Annotated in this window: 16 protein-coding genes; 12 read left to right on the plus strand and 4 right to left on the minus strand. The window is 69.6% G+C overall.

What is annotated here, in order from left to right:
- Positions 1-62: 62 nt before the first annotated feature.
- Positions 63-968: an SDR family oxidoreductase gene (locus tag ACHMXE_RS26940; RefSeq protein ID WP_395352400.1), complete on the plus strand. Its 906-nt coding sequence runs from the start codon at positions 63-65 to the stop codon at positions 966-968.
- Positions 969-1,102: 134 nt separating this feature from the next.
- Here the strand turns inward: ACHMXE_RS26940 and ACHMXE_RS26945 are convergent, their stop codons facing one another.
- Together ACHMXE_RS26945 and ACHMXE_RS26950 are read right to left on the minus strand one after the other, a co-directional pair.
- On the minus strand, positions 1,103-1,582 hold the full coding sequence (locus tag ACHMXE_RS26945) for a DUF1772 domain-containing protein (protein ID WP_395352402.1): 480 nt from the start codon (positions 1,580-1,582) through the stop codon (positions 1,103-1,105).
- Entirely contained in the window at positions 1,579-2,064 is a 486-nt protein-coding gene (locus ACHMXE_RS26950) for a hypothetical protein (RefSeq protein ID WP_395352404.1), read from the minus strand. The genes ACHMXE_RS26945 and ACHMXE_RS26950 overlap by 4 nt, the downstream gene beginning before the upstream one ends.
- A 1-nt stretch (position 2,065) precedes the next feature.
- Here ACHMXE_RS26950 and ACHMXE_RS26955 point away from each other — a divergent pair, with 1 nt between their 5' ends.
- Complete coding sequence (locus ACHMXE_RS26955; protein ID WP_395352406.1) at positions 2,066-2,473, plus strand: hypothetical protein; 408 nt, start codon at positions 2,066-2,068, stop codon at positions 2,471-2,473.
- A gap of 29 nt (positions 2,474-2,502) precedes the next feature.
- Here ACHMXE_RS26955 and ACHMXE_RS26960 read toward each other — a convergent pair whose 3' ends face one another.
- The gene (locus ACHMXE_RS26960; RefSeq protein WP_395352408.1) at positions 2,503-2,706 is read right to left on the minus strand and encodes a hypothetical protein; all 204 of its coding nucleotides are present in this window, start codon (positions 2,704-2,706) and stop codon (positions 2,503-2,505) included.
- On the opposite strand from ACHMXE_RS26960, the gene ACHMXE_RS26965 reads away from it, so the two are divergent.
- Positions 2,687-3,187, plus strand: coding sequence for a TetR/AcrR family transcriptional regulator (locus ACHMXE_RS26965; RefSeq protein ID WP_395352410.1), 501 nt, complete (start codon positions 2,687-2,689; stop codon positions 3,185-3,187). The genes ACHMXE_RS26960 and ACHMXE_RS26965 overlap by 20 nt on opposite strands.
- Here ACHMXE_RS26965 and ACHMXE_RS26970 read toward each other — a convergent pair whose 3' ends face one another.
- Complete coding sequence (locus ACHMXE_RS26970; RefSeq protein ID WP_395352412.1) at positions 3,188-4,138, minus strand: LysR substrate-binding domain-containing protein; 951 nt, start codon at positions 4,136-4,138, stop codon at positions 3,188-3,190.
- Between the two features lie 127 nt (positions 4,139-4,265).
- On the opposite strand from ACHMXE_RS26970, the gene ACHMXE_RS26975 reads away from it, so the two are divergent.
- From ACHMXE_RS26975 to ACHMXE_RS27015, 9 genes are all read left to right on the plus strand, one after another.
- On the plus strand, positions 4,266-4,976 hold the full coding sequence (locus tag ACHMXE_RS26975; RefSeq protein WP_395352414.1) for an FMN-dependent NADH-azoreductase: 711 nt from the start codon (positions 4,266-4,268) through the stop codon (positions 4,974-4,976).
- Positions 4,977-5,142: 166 nt separating this feature from the next.
- Positions 5,143-7,956 carry a diguanylate cyclase domain-containing protein gene (locus tag ACHMXE_RS26980; RefSeq protein WP_395352416.1) on the plus strand — a complete coding sequence of 938 codons (2,814 nt, stop codon included), beginning with the start codon at positions 5,143-5,145 and terminating at the stop codon, positions 7,954-7,956.
- A 268-nt stretch (positions 7,957-8,224) separates the two neighbouring features.
- Positions 8,225-9,661: an MFS transporter gene (locus ACHMXE_RS26985; RefSeq protein WP_395352833.1), complete on the plus strand. Its 1,437-nt coding sequence runs from the start codon at positions 8,225-8,227 to the stop codon at positions 9,659-9,661.
- Between the two features lie 264 nt (positions 9,662-9,925).
- The gene (locus ACHMXE_RS26990) at positions 9,926-10,102 is read left to right on the plus strand and encodes a hypothetical protein (protein WP_395352418.1); all 177 of its coding nucleotides are present in this window, start codon (positions 9,926-9,928) and stop codon (positions 10,100-10,102) included.
- A gap of 173 nt (positions 10,103-10,275) precedes the next feature.
- Complete coding sequence (locus ACHMXE_RS26995) at positions 10,276-10,701, plus strand: hypothetical protein (RefSeq protein ID WP_395352420.1); 426 nt, start codon at positions 10,276-10,278, stop codon at positions 10,699-10,701.
- Entirely contained in the window at positions 10,659-12,383 is a 1,725-nt protein-coding gene (locus ACHMXE_RS27000) for an alkaline phosphatase family protein (RefSeq protein WP_395352422.1), read from the plus strand. Before ACHMXE_RS26995 ends, ACHMXE_RS27000 begins: the two co-directional genes overlap by 43 nt.
- Positions 12,384-12,561: 178 nt before the next feature.
- Positions 12,562-13,962: a cytochrome-c peroxidase gene (locus tag ACHMXE_RS27005; RefSeq protein ID WP_395352424.1), complete on the plus strand. Its 1,401-nt coding sequence runs from the start codon at positions 12,562-12,564 to the stop codon at positions 13,960-13,962.
- Positions 13,959-14,591 (plus strand): hypothetical protein, encoded by a 633-nt coding sequence (locus ACHMXE_RS27010; RefSeq protein ID WP_395352426.1) that lies wholly within the window; start codon positions 13,959-13,961, stop codon positions 14,589-14,591. The genes ACHMXE_RS27005 and ACHMXE_RS27010 overlap by 4 nt, the downstream gene beginning before the upstream one ends.
- Positions 14,592-14,629: 38 nt before the next feature.
- Positions 14,630-15,283, plus strand: a complete 654-nt coding sequence (locus tag ACHMXE_RS27015) for a hypothetical protein (protein ID WP_395352428.1) — start codon at positions 14,630-14,632, stop codon at positions 15,281-15,283.
- The last annotated feature ends 1 nt before the right edge of the window (position 15,284 follow it).

Here is a 15,284-nt window from a genome sequence, read left to right on the forward strand (position 1 = left end):
GCCGCGTGCGCGCCGACGCGCTCTAATGCTCGGCGCAGAGCCATTCCAAAGGAACGTATCCAATGATTCAGGACTTCAAGGGCAAGACCGCCGTGCTCACCGGCGCGGGCTCGGGCTTCGGACTCGAATGCGCGCGCATCGGCGCGGCGCGCGGCATGAACCTCGTGCTGGTCGACGTGCAGCAGGACGCACTCGACAAGGCGCAGGCCGAGATGGAAGCGGCCGGCGCGCAGGTGCTGGCGCGCAAGGTCGACGTGTCGGACGCGGCGCAGATGGAAGCGCTGGCTGCCGCCGTGAAGGAGCGCTTCGGCGCGCCGCACTTCGTCTTCAACAATGCCGGCGTGGGCGCGGGCGGCCTGGTGTGGGAGAACACCGTGGCCGACTGGGACTGGGTGCTCGGCGTCGACCTCTGGGGCGTGATCCACGGCGTGCGCCTGTTCGTGCCGATGATGCTCGAGGCCGCCGCGAAGGACCCCTTGTACCGCGGTCACGTGACCAACACCGCGAGCATGGCCGGCCTGCTGACGCCGCCGAACATGGGCATCTACAACGCCGCCAAGGCCGCGGTCGTGAGCCTCACCGAGACCATGTACCAGGACCTGAACCTGGTCACCGACCAGATCGGCGCCAGCCTGCTGTGCCCGTACTTCGTGCCCACCGGCATCACCAGCAGCGAACGCAACCGGCCCGACGCGCCCGCGCAGAGCGAACTCACCAAGAGCCAGCTGATCGGCCAGGCCATGAGCAACAAGGCGGTGAGCAGCGGCAAGATCACGGCGGCCGAGGTCGCGGCCAAGGTCTTCGAGGCGATCAGCGACAACCAGTTCTACGTCTTCAGCCATCCGAAGGCGCTGGGCAACGTGCGCAGCCGCATGGAGAACATCGTCTCGATCACCAACCCCGCGGACCCCTTCCTCGAGCGGCCCGAGATCGGCGCCAAGCTGCGCGAGCAGCTGCGCGCGCCTTGAATTCGGACGGCCGAACGCAGAAGGAATACCAAGGAGCGCAGAAGTCGCAGAAGAACATCCATTTTTTGGTTGTTCCTTCTGCGACTTCTGCGAAACTCTTCGCGTCCTCTGCGTCCGGCTGCCCGCTCCCGCTTTCAGCCCGCGGCCTGCCGCAGCGCCACCGTCACCAGCACCGCCGACGACAGCGTGGCCGCGGCGGTGCGCACGCTGTTCCACAGGGTCCAGGTCTCGAGGTAGCTGTGCCACGGCACCTCGGTGGGCGCGGCGGCCAGCTGGTCGTTGAGCGGCACGTTGAAGACCATGGTCACGCCGAAGCAGCCGACCAGGTAGAGCAGGGCGCCCAGCAGCACCAGCTGCGAGTCGGTCTGCGCGATCGAGAACAGCGACCAGATGGCAAGCCCGATGCCGAGCACCGCCGTGCCCATGAACAGCACCATGAAGCTCGGCGTGATCACCGTCACGTTGATCGCGTTCATCGCGCGCATGCCCTCGGCCGGCGGCACGCGCGCCAGCGCGGCCATGATGAAAGACGAGAACGCGTAGAACATGCCGGCGACCAATGCGCTCGACAGCGCGCCGGCCAGCACCAGCGCGGTCAGCAGCTTGCCGCTCACGACGCGGCTCCCCAGACGCCGGTGGGCGCGGTGCGCGCGAGGTAGTCGGCGAAGCTGCGCGGCGGCCGGTCCAGCGCGCGCTGCACGCCGTCGGCCACCGGCGTGTTGCGCCCGTCGAGCACGGTCTTGAACAGGTAGATCACGAGCCACGCGAGATCGCTCGGCAGGCCGGCCTGGCCCAGCGCGGCGGCGTAGTCGTCCATGGTCACGATGCGGCATCCGATGCCGCGCTGCGCGGCCTGGCCGATGCGGCGTATCGCCTCGGGGAAGTCCAGCGCCTCGGGGCCGGTCAGTTCGTAGAGCTGGCCGCCATGGCGCCCGCCCTCGGGATCGAGCAGCGCGGCGACCGCGATCTCCGCGATGTCGTCGGCATCGACGAAGGGCTCGGGCGCGAGGCCCTCGGGCAGCGTGATCTCGCCGGCGACGATCTCCTCGAGGAAGTAGTTCTCGCTGAAGTTCTGGAAGAACCAGCTGGCGCGCACGATGGTCCAGTCGAGCGCGCTGGCGCGCAGCGCGTTCTCGGCGTCCTCGGCCTCGGGCTCGCCGCGGCCCGAGAAGCACGGTCTTGCGCACGCCGGCCTGCGCGATCGCCTCGCAGAACGCGCGCACGGTCTCGACCGCGCCGGGCACGCAGAGGTCGGGCTGGTAGGCGATGTAGACCGCGCGCACGCCCTCGAGCGCCGGGCCCCAGGTGGCGCGGTCGTTCCAGTCGAAGGCGGGGCGGGCGTTGCGCGAGCCGGCGCGCACCGCATGGCCGGCGGCCTGCAGCAGGGCCATGACGCGCGCGCCGGTCTTGCCGTGGGCGCCCAGTACGAGAATGGGTCTTGCGTCGTCGCGCGCCTGCGACCGGGTCTGATCGATTGCCATCGGGGACTCCTTGGGTTAATGTGAGGATTGCTCATGTAAAAAATGATATTCCCTCACATTTCGAGCGTCAACCGTTTTTTCGAGTCGTCCCCGCCATGAACCAGATCGCCACCGCCACCCCGGGCGCCCGCAAGAACCCCACGCAGGAGCGCAGCAAGGCGCGCGTCGAGCTGATCCTCGAATGCGCCTCGGCGCTGATCGAGCACGGCGGCAGCGACGCACTGAAGATCGAGCGAGGTGGCCGCGCGCGCCGGCATTTCGATCGGCTCGCTCTACCAGTACTTCCCCGACAAGAGTTCGCTGATCCGCGTGCTGGCCGAGCGCATCAACCTGCACAGCCGCGGCTGCATCGAGGAGGGGCTGCGCGAGGTGCACGACCTTGCGAGCCTGCGGCTAGCGTTCTCGGCGCTGGTCGACCGCTATTTCGAGATCGTCAGCGCGCGGCCCGTGATGCGCGACATCTGGAGCGGCATGCAGGCCGATCGGCAACTGCTCGGGCTGCAGATCGCCGAGAGCCGCATCGCCGGCGGCATGCTGGCCGAGGCGATGCGCAAGGTGCACGGCGATGCGCAGCGCGAACGCATCGCCGAGATCGAACAGTCCGCCTTCCTGATCTGGGAGCTCGGCGAGGCCACGATCCGCCTCGCGATCGGCGTGGCGCCGGCAGAGGGCGCGGCGCTGGTCGCGGCCTACAAGCGCATGGCGCTGCGCGAGATCGCCGAGCCCTTCGAGGATTGATCAGCCGGCCTGGGACACGATCCAGTCCCAGACCGCGCGCACGGCAGGCTCGTCCTCGCGCCCGCTCGCGGTGGCGAGGAAGTAGCGCCCGGTATCGAGCGCCGGCCCGAAGAGCTGCACCAGCGCGCCGCTGCGCAGCTCCTCGGCCGCGAGCGTAAGGCTCAAGAGCGCCACGCCATGGCCGCCGAGCGCGGCCAGGATCGCATGGGTCTCGTCGGAGAACGAGAGCTCGGCCTCCTGCGCGGTTGGCGCGGCCGGCGCGGCCTGCTTCGCCGAGCGGCCGCGCGGCGGTGCCAGCCCCGCTTCCTCGAACCAGCGCGGCCACAGCGCCGGCGCATGGGCCTGCGGCTGCCAGTCGCAATGGATCAGCCGGTGCCGCGCCAGATCCTCCACGCGCGCCAGCCCGAGCATCGGGCTGCACAGCGGCGCGTAGCGCTCGGGCATCAGCGCGCGCGCCGCCAGGCCTGGCCAGCGGCCGCTGCCCAGGCGCACCGCGATGTCGGCCTCGCCGCGCGCGAGGTCGACCACGGTGTCGCTCGCATGCAGCCGCAGCTCGATGCCGGGGCAGGCCGCGCGAAAGGCCGCCATGCGCGGGATCACCCAGCGCGCGGCGAAGGCGGTGTTGGTGCTCAGCGTCACGGCCTGCGTCGCGGCCGGCCGGCGCAGCCGCTCGACGCCGGCCTCGAGCGCGTCGAAGCCCTGGCGCAGGTCCTCGAACAGCCGCGCGCCCGCGGGCGTGAGCGCCAGTTGCCGCGTGAGGCGGCGAAACAGCGGCTGGCCCAGCGTGTCCTCGAGCGCGCGCACCTGGTGGCTGATGGCCGAGGGCGTGACCGACAGCTCGTGCGCCGCGCGCAGGAAGCTGCCATGCGCCGCCGCGGCCTCGAAGGCGCGCAGCGCGAGCAGCGGCGGCAATCGCCGAGGCGCCCTGACGGATGAGTCTGGCTCTTTCATTGGAGGAAAAACGATCGTTTGTGATGCCATGCCGAGGCCCATAGATTCTGGGTACGCCTCGGCCGACCGCCATTCTGGCACCGCGAGACGAAAGACATCCATTCACTCATTGCAAGGACCAACGACCATGTCCCTCCGACTGCTCCATATCGACGCCAGCGCGCGCCCGGGCCGCTCCGGCACCGATCCCCATGGCTCCCACTCGCGCCGCCTGTCGGCCCGCTTCGTCGAGCGCTGGCAGGCGCTGCGGCCCGGCGACGCGGTCGAGCACCTCGACGTCGGCCAGCAGCCGCCGGGCTTCGTCGACGCTCGCTGGATCCATGCCGCCTTCACCGCGCCCGAGCAGCGCGAGCCCTGGATGGCCGAGCGCCTGGCCGAGAGCGACCGCCTGGTCGACCAGCTGCTGGCGGCCGACCTCGTGGTGGTCGGCCTGCCCATGTACAACTTCGGCGTGCCGGCGCAGTTCAAGGCCTGGATCGACAACGTGGTGCGCGTGGGCCGCACCTTCGGCTTCGACCGCGCGCGCGGCGCCGTGCCGTACTGGCCGATGCTGCCGCCCGGCAAGCGGCTGGTGCTGCTGGGCGCGCGCGGCGACCATGGCTACGGCCCGGGCGGGCGCATCGCGCACATGAACCATGCCGAGGCGATGGTGCGCACGGCGTTCGCGTACATCGGCCTGACCGAGGTGCACGAGGCCGCGGCCGAAGGCGACGAGTTCGGCGGCGCGCTGCTGGCCGATTCGCTGGCCCGGGCCGAGGCCGAGGTCGACGCGATGGTGGATGCGCTGGCCGGTGCGGTGACGGCCCCGGCGGCCGGCCAGCCGCTGGTCGCGGCTTGACGGGTGCGCGCGGCGGCTGCATCCGTTCGGGTGCCCGCCGCGTATGGGCAAGCGGAGGTGTATGACGTTTCTCACCTTCCGCCGACCGACAAACGCACCGATACTCGCCCCAGGTTGCACGAGCCGGCACGGAACCCCGGCGCGCCCTGGCCCCTTCATCCCATTCATGACCCCTTCGCGACCGTTCCATCGCCGTTTCGGACTCCACACCCGCGTCAGCCTCGGCGTCGCCGCCGTGGTGCTGGCCGCCACCGTCGCCATCGCGATGGTCGCGTTGCAACTGGTGCGCGGCAGCCTGCGGGCCTCGATCACCGGCGAGCAGTTCGCGCGCGTGTCCTCGATCGCGACCGGCGTCGACCAGAAGTTCGGCAGCCGCCGCATCCTGCTGCAGACCTTCGTCGACAGCGTCGAGGCGCAGAACTTCCAGGACGGCCGGCCGCTGCAGGCCTTCCTCGAGCGCCACAAGTCGCTGCGCCTGGCCTTCGACAACGTGGCCTTCATCGACCTCGAGGGCAACCTGGTCGCCAACTTCAGCAACGCCAGCCAGGTCGGCACCATCAACATCCGCGACCGCGCCTACTTCCAGCAGACGGTGCAGTCCGGGCTGGGCCTCATTTCGCGGCCCTACCGCAACCGGCTCAACGGCCTGGCGCAGATCGCCATCACCGAGCCGGTGCTCGACGCGCAGGGCAAGGTGCGCTTCGTGGTGTCGGGCGCGCTCAACCTGAAGGACCGCAACATCCTCGGCGACCTGGCCGACGTGCGCTTCGGCAAGACCGGCTACCTGTTCATCCTCACGGCCGACGGCGTGGTGGTCGACCACCCCGACGCGGCGCGCATCCTGACCCGGCTGCCGACCGACAACGGCGCCAACCCCGAGATCCGGCGCGCCATCGCGGGCTTCGAGGGCACCAGCGAGGGCATCGACGAATCGGGCGTGCAGGGCCTGTTCGCGTTCCAGCGCACCGACCAGACCAACTGGATCGTCGGCGCCATGTACCCGAGCAGCGAGGCCTTCGCGCGCATCGACGCGATCGAGCGCGTGGCGCTGGGCGGCGGGCTGGTGGCGGCGCTGCTGGCGGGCGCGCTCGCGCTGGGCTTCGTGCGGCGGCGCCTCACGCCGCTGGCCGCGCTGCACGGGCGCATGCAGTCGGCGCAGGATCCGGCCGTCGGCGTGCCCGAGCCACCGGAGCGCTACGCGCAGGACGAGATCGGCGAGCTCGCGCGCAGCTTCGATCAGCTGATGGCCCAGCAGCGCGCCAGCGAACTGCGCCTGGCGCGCTCCGAGGCCCAGGTGCGCACCATCGCCGACAACATCCCCGCGCTGGTCTCGCACGTCGATGCGGCGCTGCGCTACACCTTCGTCAATGCGCACGTGAAGGCGATGCACGACGACGGCGAGCTGGTCGGCCGCGCAATGCCCGAGGCCCGTGGCGCCGAGGACTTCGCGGTGGTCGCGCCGTACTACGAGCGCGCGCTGCGCGGCGAGGCCGTGATCATCGAGAAGGCCGGCAACCCGGCGCGCGGTGTCGGCGACCGCACCTACAAGGCCCACTACATCCCCGACCGCGACACCGAGGGCGTGGTGCGCGGTGTGTTCGCGATGACCTTCGACATCACCGACGAGGTGAACGTGCGCAAGGCGCTGACCGAGCAGGAGCGCCGGCTGCGCGACGTGACCAACAGCATCCCGGCGCTGGTCGGCTACTTCGACCGCGACGAGAACTGCCTGTTCGCCAACAGCCGCGCGCGGAAGCTCGCCGACCTGTTCGACGGCCCGCTCGCGGGTGTGAGCCTGCGCTCCTCGCTCGGCGATGCGGTGTACGCACAGATCCGGCCGCACCTGCCCTCGGTGCTGGCCGGCAAGAACGCGCACTTCCCGGTCGATGCCCCGATCCACGGCAGCGACGGCCATTTCCAGACCCACCTGATCGCCGACATCAGCCTCGAGGGCGAGGTGCTGGGCTTCTACCTGATGGCCTTCAACATCACGGCGCTGAAGGAGGCCGAGCTGCGCGCCGCCGAGAGCGAGCTGCGGCTGCGCGCCATCACCAACAGCATGCCGGCGCTGATCACCTACATCGACCGCGAGGAGCGCATCACCTTCGCCAACGCCACCAGCCACGCCTGGCTGGGCCTCGGGCCCGCGCAGGTGGAAGGGCGCCATCTCGAGGAGGTGGCGGGCCGCGAGGTCTACCTGACGCGCCGCCCGATGCTCGCGCGCGCGCTGGCCGGCGAGAAGGTGGAGTTCGAGGCGCGCACGCAGCGCGCGGGCTACGACCGCGTGACGCAGGTGATCTACGTGCCCGACACGCGCAGCGACGGCAGCACGCACGGCATCTTCTCGCTGGCGCTCGACATCACGGCGCTCAAGCTGGTGGAGCGCCAGCTGATCGAGCTCGCGCGCATCGACACCCTGACCGGCCTGCCGAACCGGCTGGCCTTCAACGAGTTCCTGCCCGACGCGGTGCTGCGCGGGCGCATCACCGGCCATTCGCTGGCCGTGATGTTCCTCGACATCGACCGCTTCAAGGCCATCAACGACACGCTGGGCCATGCGGTGGGCGACGCCGTGCTGGCCGAGTACGCGCGCCGGCTCAAGGCCTGCGTGCGCGCCAGCGACATGGCGGCGCGGCTGGCCGGCGACGAGTTCGTGCTGGTGATCGAGAACCTCAAGCAGCGCGAGGCGGTCGCGGCCGTGGCCTCGAAGATCGTGGCGCAGATCAACCACCCGGCCTTCCGCGTCGACGGCCAGCGCATCGAGGTCGCGACCAGCATCGGCATCGCCTTCCACGGCCCGGCCGAATCGGCGGTCACGGCGGCCGAGCTGCTCGCGCGCGCCGATGCCGCGCTCTATGCCGCCAAGGCCGCGGGCCGCAACCGCTATGCCTTCTTCGTGCCGGGCGAGGGCAGCCAGGGCAAGGCGGCCTTCCCGCATTCGCAGCCGTCCTTCCTCGAGCCGCCCGAAGGCGAAGGCTGACGAGGCGAGGGCGCGGGGCAGGGCGCCCGCGCACTTCGGTTGCACTTGCACTCGCACTCGCACTTGCCTGATCCTGCGAAGAGTCCGAGCAGCGGACAGGGGCTCGTGATGGCTATAGCATGCAGCCCTTCGCAATCCGTGCCCGTGCCCCGTGCGCTTCCCGCGCCCCGATGTGCCCCGACGCACCGCGCTCCCCAGGAAGTCCCGCGTGACACCCGAAGCCCCTCCCACCAAGACCACCCACCGCCCGCTGGTCATCGCATCGATCATGGCGTCGATGGCCATGGTCGCGATCGAGGCGACCATCGTCTCCACCGTCATGCCGCAGATCGCCTCCGAGCTCGGCGGGCTGCATCTCTACAGCTGGGTCTTCGCCTCGTTCCTGCTCGCGCAGACCGCGATGACCGTGGTGTTCGGCAAGCTCTCCGACCTCTACGGGCGCAAGCCCGTGATGTTCGTGGGCATCGCCATCTTCCTCGTCGGCTCGCTGCTCGCGGGCTTCTCGTGGTCGATGCCCGCCATGATCTGCTTCCGGCTGATCCAGGGCATCGGCGCCGGCGCCATCCAGCCGGTGGCGCTGACCATCGTGGGCGACCTCTATCCGGTGCGCGAGCGCGGCAAGGTGCAGGGCTACCTCGCGAGCGTGTGGGCCGTGTCGGCCGTGCTCGGGCCGATGCTCGGCGCGCTGATCGTGCAGAAGCTCTCGTGGGCCTGGATCTTCTGGATCAACGTGCCGATCGGCCTCGCGGCCGCGCTGGGCTTCTGGGCCTTCCTGCACGAGACGCCGGCCACGCGCCGCGCCTCGATCGACATCGTGGGCGCGGTGCTGTTCGCCGCCGGCATCGCGGCGCTGATGATCGCGCTCACCGAGTTCGGCATCGGCAACGACGCCTCGGCCTGGGGCTGGAGCGCGGCCTTCGTGCTCACGGTGCTGCTGTTCGTGTGGCAGGAGCGCCGCGCGGCCGACCCGATGGTGTCGTTCAAGCTCTGGGGCGCGCGCGTCATCGCCACCGTCAACGGCGCGGCCCTGCTCGCGGGCATGGTGCTGATCGGCATCACCACCTTCCTGCCGATGTACGTGCAGGTGGTGCTCGAGCGTTCGTCGGTCACCGCGGGCCTCACCCTGACCATGGTGATGCTGGGCTGGCCGATCGGCGCCACGCTGACCTCGCGCATCTTCCAGCGCGTGGGCCTGTGGCGCATCCTCGTGGCCGGCGCGGCCCTGATCCCCGTGGGCTGCGCGAGCTTCGTGCTGCTCGCCGCGGGCAGCACGCCGGTGCTCGCGGGCGTGGGCTCGTTCGTCATCGGCCTGGGCATGGGCCTGCTGAGCCTGAGCTCGCTGATCCTGATCCAGGAGTCGGTCGACGTCGCGCAGCGCGGCAGCGCCACCGCGTCCAACGTGTTCTCGCGCAACCTCGGCAGCGCGCTGGGCGCGGCCTTCTTCGGCGCGGTCTTCAACTTCGGCCTCACGCGCGCCGATGGCCGCCTCGCCTTCACCGACGAGCAGTTGCGCCTGCTGCTGCAGGGCCCGGCCTCGCCCGCGGCCGGCGACGTGGCGCTGCGACTCGCGCTCGGCGGCTCGCTGCACCTGACCTTCGTGATGATGCTGGTGGTGGGTCTCGCCGTGTTCGCGCTCTCGCTGTGGCTGCCGCGCGAAGCCACGCAGATGCATGCGCTCGCACGGCGCGAAGCCGCGCCGAAATAGCAGCCGCCCCGGCTCGCTGACCGCGCCCTGACCACGGGGCGCGAAACCGCAGATCCGTTGCTTTTTACGGCGTGCCGCGCACGCCGCGCGTGCGCCTGCGCGCGCTGTTTCCGAGCGTGGAAGAAAACGCTAATGCGCACCTAAGTCTGCTGCCTTCGGACTGACATTTGGCAAAACCACCATCGACCGGTCCTTGAATCAAGGGCCGCCGGATTCGGCGAATCCGTGCGTCCGTTCGCATTCCCCAACGATCGAGAGTCGACTTTGAAACCCATCCACAAGATCAAGACCGGCCTGCTGTGCCCCGCGCTCACGGTGCTCGCAGCCTCCGTGCTCACCGCCTGCGGTGGCGGTGGCGGCAGTGGCTTCGCGTTCCTGCCGCCCGGCGACGGCAGCGGCAACGCCGTCACCCTCAGCGGCGTGGTCGCCGCCAGCGGCTGACGTGCCCGGCAGCAACACCGGCAACCCGACGCTCAAGGCCGGTTACTACGCGAAGGCCACGGTCTTCGTCGATGCCAACGGCAACGGCGTGCTCGACAGCGGCGAGGTCTCGACCACCACCGACGCCAGCGGCAAGTTCACGCTGACCACCACCACCCCAGACCGGTCAGCTCGTGGCCGACATCGGCAGCTCGGCGACCAACACGGCCACCGGCGCCAAGGTCGCGAGCCACCTGATCCTGCGCGCCTCGGCCGACCAGATCGCCGACCAGGGCGCGGCGAAGATCGTCATCAGCCCGCTGTCGAGCGAAGCGCAGCGCCTGGTGGAAGCCAACGGCAGCAGCTACAAGGCCGAGAAGGCCAACCTGCTCGCGCGCCTGAACGTGCCCACCTTCAACCTCGGCACGGCCGCGCTCACCGATCCGCTGGCCGACGTCAACGGCCTGAAGGGCACCGACCAGTACGCGGCCCTGTACCAGGACAACGAACTGACCAACCGCTACACCTACGCCACGGCCAAGCTCGATCGCAAGGACATGTTCCCGACCACCTCGCTGTGGCGGGCGGCGACCCGCGCCTGGTGGGCCTGTCGGGCGTGACCCTCAGCAACAAGGATGGCAGCAGCGTCGCGCGTTCGCAGCCGCTGCAGAAGCAGGCGCCGATCACCTTCGCGCAGGCGCAGCAGGCGGCCTTCAACGTCGAAGGCGTGCCGGCCTACGACAACATCTTCGTGATCATCGAGGAGAACAAGTCGACCGACGTGATCGTGGACAACCCGCGCGCCGTCAACATCAACTACATCCTCAAGAAGTACAACCAGCTCAGCACCTACTACTCGACCGGCAACCCGTCCGAGCCCAACTACAGCGCGCTGGGCGGCGGCGACGACTTCGGCATCACCGACGACAACTGGTTCGGCTGCGGCGTGGTTCCCGACGGTCCCTACAAGATCACCGACGTCGAATTCAAGGGCGGCACGGCGTCTGACGGCCAGCCCCTGCCCACGCAGGACAAGCTGCCGCCCGCGAACAGCGCCACCCGTGCCGGCTACAGCACGACCGCCGGCGCGGCCTGCAGTGATACGCCGACCACCGGCACCGTGCACAACATCCCCGGCGACAACCTGTTCACGCTGATGTCGAAGACCGGCCGCACGATCCGCACCTACAGCGAATCGATGAACCCCGGCCAGGACGTGCGCGCCGACAGCATCGCCGATGCGAAGGTGGCCGCCACCTACGACGCAACCAAGCTGGGCGTCACCAACCTCGACGGCTCCACCCCCAGCCTCAAGGGCTCGGACAACTACGCGGTGGGGAACGGTCTCTACAAGGTCAAGCACGGTCCGTCGATCGCCTTCCAGGACGCGCGCAACCTGCCCGAGTTCGTGGCCACCAACCGCACCATCTTCGGTACGCAGTACCAGGAAGCCGACTGGCTCAAGACCTCGGTCTACGGCATCCCCAGCGGCTGGATCTACGACCAGTTCAGCAAGGACCTGGAGACCGGCGACGTGGGCAACATCAACTTCGTGGTGCCCGACCAGTGCGACGACATGCACGGCGTCGGCCAGGACACCAGTTGCGTGAGCGCCAACAACGGCCAGGCCAACGGTGTGCAGCGCGCCGACATCTATCTCGGCATGGTGGTCAAGAAGATCCAGAGCTCGGCGCTGTGGAAGAACCCGAACAAGCGCGTGGCGATCGTCGTGATGTACGACGAAGGCGAGGGCGGCAGCAACGGTTCGTGCTGCGGCTGGAATGCCGGCGGCCCGAATTCGAAGACCACGCCGCTGACCGTGGACGCGAGCGGCAAGGGCCTGCCGATCGCGCCGCCGCTCAACTACAGCAACGGCAACTTCGGCCACGGCAATTCGATCTTCGGGATCATCAGCAACCAGCAGGACCTGGGCAACGCCAAGAAGCAGGTGGTGGACAGCGATGCCTACAGCCACTTCTCGTTCGTGCGCACGCTGCAGGACATGTTCCAGATCGCCGACCCGGCCGTCGATGCGAGCTACCTGAACCGCGCCAAGTACACCGAAGCCTTCATCACGGCCAACATCGCGGCACTGCCGGAGTACTCGGGCAGCGCGGACACGCACTTCGACTCGGTGCGGCCGATCAACCATGCCTACGTGATCCCGAGCGGCTACACGCAGAAGCTCTACCCGGGCGACATCGTCGGCGTGAAGGATCCGGTCACGGGCCAGACCGTGGGCCAGATCACGCCGCAGGTGGGACCCGACGCGAGCCAGGTCAACGTCTGGGCGACGAAGTAACCCGAAGGACGATCCGCAGGGCGAGGCGCATCGCTTCGCTCCGCGGATCTTTCCCCTCAGGCCATTCCAGACGGGATCCGTTGCGGACCGCCTGGAATCCGGCGTTTCAGGTTTCCGAAATCCCGCAAGGTGGCGCGGCCGCCTTCGCGGGATGCAACGTTGAATGATGAACTTGGCAATGGAAAAGACGGTCGCGCTCGGCATGGTGCTCGCGGCCGCCCTGTGGGCCCTGGTGGCCTGCAACAGTAGCGACCCGGCGACGGCCAAAGCTGCCGCCGCCGCGCGCACGCCGGTGCTGAGCCTGCCGGCCCAGATCGGCCAACTGGCCTTCTTCGACAAGCGGCTCTCGGGCGGCGGCAACATGTCGTGCGCGAGCTGCCACGACCCGCAGTACGCCTACGGCCCGCCGAACAGCATCTCGGTGCAGCTCGGTTCCGACATCGCGCAGACCGGCGCGCGCGCCGTGCCTTCGCTGCGCTACCGCGAATCGACGCCGGCCTATGACGACAACGCACCGAATCCCGACGGCGTGACCTCCGAGTCGCCGGGCGGCGGCTTCATGTGGGACGGCCGCGCGGCCACGATGGCGGCGCAGGCCGCGCTGCCGCTGCTCAACCCGGTCGAGATGAATGCCGCCTCGAAGGAGGCGGTGGTGAAGGCGGTGCGCGAGGGCAGCTATGCGGCGCTGTTCAAGCAGGCCTTCGGCGCCCAGGTCTTCGACGACACCGATGCCGCCTTCGACGACCTCGGCAAGGCGATCCAGGCCCTCGAGACCGAGGACCTGAGCTTCCATCCGTACAGCAGCAAGTACGACCTCTATGTCTTCAACAAGATCGGCGGCGCGCTGACGCCCGCCGAGCGGCGCGGCGAGGTGCTGTTCCACAGCAGCGGCATCGCCAACTGCTCGGGCTGCCACTACACGGGCGCCAACTTCAACGGCAACACCGGATTGATGACCGACTTCACCTACCAGGCGCTGGCCGCGCCGCGCAACGACCGCTCGATCCCGAACAATCCCGATCCGATCCCGGCCAACGACGATCCGAAGTACTTCGACATGGGCCTGTGCGGTCCCTTCCGCACCGATCACCTGCCCGCCACGCCGGGCACGGCGGCCCCGTACTGCGGCATGTTCAAGGTGCCGGTGCTACGCAACGTGGCGACGCGCGGCAGCTTCTTCCACAACGGCGTGTTCCATTCGATGGAGCAGGTGCTCAACTTCTACAACACGCGCGACACCCATCCCGAATACTGGTATCCGGCCGACAAGGACGGCAGCGGCGCGCCGCAGGCGAATCCGGCCTGGGCGCTGCAGCCCACGGCCGTGCCGGGCGCGACGGTGCGCAAGTACAACGACCTGCCGCGCGCGCAGCAGGGCAACGTCGACGAGGAAGTGCCGCTGGGCACGGGCGAGGGTGGCGAGAAGACGCTGGCCAGCGGCACGAAGCCGCGCGCGCCGGGCTCGGCACCGGCCATGACGGCCGAGCAGATCGCCGACCTGACCTGTTTCCTCGGCACGCTGAGCGACGGCTACCAGCCGTCCGCCACGCCGGCGGCTTCCGGCCGGTGCACGAAATGACGGTCACGCGCTCCAGCCCCTGGCGGCGCTTCGGCATCGCCGCGTGCCTCGCGTTGCCGATGGTCGTGCTGAGCGCCTGCGGCAACGAAGAGGCGCGCTTTCCGAACCGCGACAACTTCACCGCGACCGCCAACGACTACCTCGCGCAGCGCGGGCATGTGTGCCTGGCCAAGTACGACTGGCCGATCAAGGTCGCGACCGGATCGAACGCGCCCGACGCACAGCAGATGCCGCTGCTCGAGAAGCTGGGCTTCGTGACCGGCAAGGACGTCGCGGCCGCGCGCGAATACGCGCTGACCGACGCCGGGCGCGAGCACTACCTGCAGCTGCCCGTGGTGGTGCGCACCACCACGCAGACCGTCGTGCACCCGGCCGACCTCTGCGCGGCCACCCTGAGCCTCGATCGCCTGGTCGGCTGGGACCCGCCGCAGACCCGCGACGACCGCACCACGACTTCGCTGCTCTTCACCTACCGCATCGCGCTCGATCCCTGGGCCACCGCGCCCGAGGTGCAGCAGGCCTTCCCGTTGCTCGCGCGCGCGATCCAGCGCGAGGGAACGATGCAGATGCGCCTCGGCGTCCACCTCACGCGGCGCGGCTGGGTCGCGGACGAACTCGACCTGCACTGAGCCCCGCCTTGGCTATCCGATACCTCCACCAGAACCCCATGACTCTCCGTTCCTCGCTCCAGACCCTGACGACCCTCACCGCGATGGCCGCGCTCTGCGCGCTCGCCGCCTGCAGCGCCGGCCCCGACGCCAGCGCCCCCACCGCCGAGAACCTCGCGGCCCCGCTCGATGCCTACCTGGCCGAGCGCGGCGACATCTGCCTCGCGATGTTCGACTGGCCGATCGACCTGACCGAAGCCGAGGCCGGCTCCGGCGCGCGCCACGCGGTGCAGTTCCCGGTGATGGAGAAGCTGGGCCTGGTGCGCAGCACCATCGTCGCCGCGCCCAAGAGCGCCGAGAACCCCGACGGCGCGGTCAAGCGCTTCGAGTTGACCGAGGAGGGCCGCAAGTTCTACAAGCCGCATTCGCACGCCACCCGCGATGCCGAACATGCCAACGACTTCTGCGTGGCGCACCTGCAGCGCGAGAAGATCGTCGACGTGAAGCTGGCCGGCACCGACGCCAGCCATCCGATGGCCGTGGTGAGCTACACCTACCGCATCGAGCCGGCGCCGTGGATGCAGGACCCCGACGCGCAGCGCGTGTTCCCGATGGTCGCGCGCATCATGAATGGCGCCAACGGCCCGCTGCAGCTGCGCCAGGGCTTCACGCGCGGCGACAAGGGCTGGGTGCCGCACCTGGGGCCCGTCTGAG

Origin of the sequence: Variovorax sp. UC122_21 (assembly GCF_044056785.1) — a bacterium.
Taxonomy (GTDB): Bacteria; Pseudomonadota; Gammaproteobacteria; order Burkholderiales; family Burkholderiaceae_C; genus Variovorax.

Coding starts and splice junctions, on each gene's coding strand:
- ACHMXE_RS27015 (WP_395352428.1), top strand. CDS start 14,630: ATGACTCTCCGTTCCTCGCTCCAGACCCTGACGACCCTCACCGCGATG.
- ACHMXE_RS26955 (WP_395352406.1), top strand. CDS start 2,066: ATGGTCCAGTCGAGCGCGCTGGCGCGCAGCGCGTTCTCGGCGTCCTCG.
- ACHMXE_RS26970 (WP_395352412.1), bottom strand. CDS start 4,138: ATGAAAGAGCCAGACTCATCCGTCAGGGCGCCTCGGCGATTGCCGCCG.
- ACHMXE_RS26985 (WP_395352833.1), top strand. CDS start 8,225: ATGGCGTCGATGGCCATGGTCGCGATCGAGGCGACCATCGTCTCCACC.
- ACHMXE_RS26960 (WP_395352408.1), bottom strand. CDS start 2,706: ATGCCGGCGCGCGCGGCCACCTCGCTCGATCTTCAGTGCGTCGCTGCC.
- ACHMXE_RS27005 (WP_395352424.1), top strand. CDS start 12,562: ATGGAAAAGACGGTCGCGCTCGGCATGGTGCTCGCGGCCGCCCTGTGG.
- ACHMXE_RS26940 (WP_395352400.1), top strand. CDS start 63: ATGATTCAGGACTTCAAGGGCAAGACCGCCGTGCTCACCGGCGCGGGC.
- ACHMXE_RS26980 (WP_395352416.1), top strand. CDS start 5,143: ATGACCCCTTCGCGACCGTTCCATCGCCGTTTCGGACTCCACACCCGC.
- ACHMXE_RS27010 (WP_395352426.1), top strand. CDS start 13,959: ATGACGGTCACGCGCTCCAGCCCCTGGCGGCGCTTCGGCATCGCCGCG.
- ACHMXE_RS26975 (WP_395352414.1), top strand. CDS start 4,266: ATGTCCCTCCGACTGCTCCATATCGACGCCAGCGCGCGCCCGGGCCGC.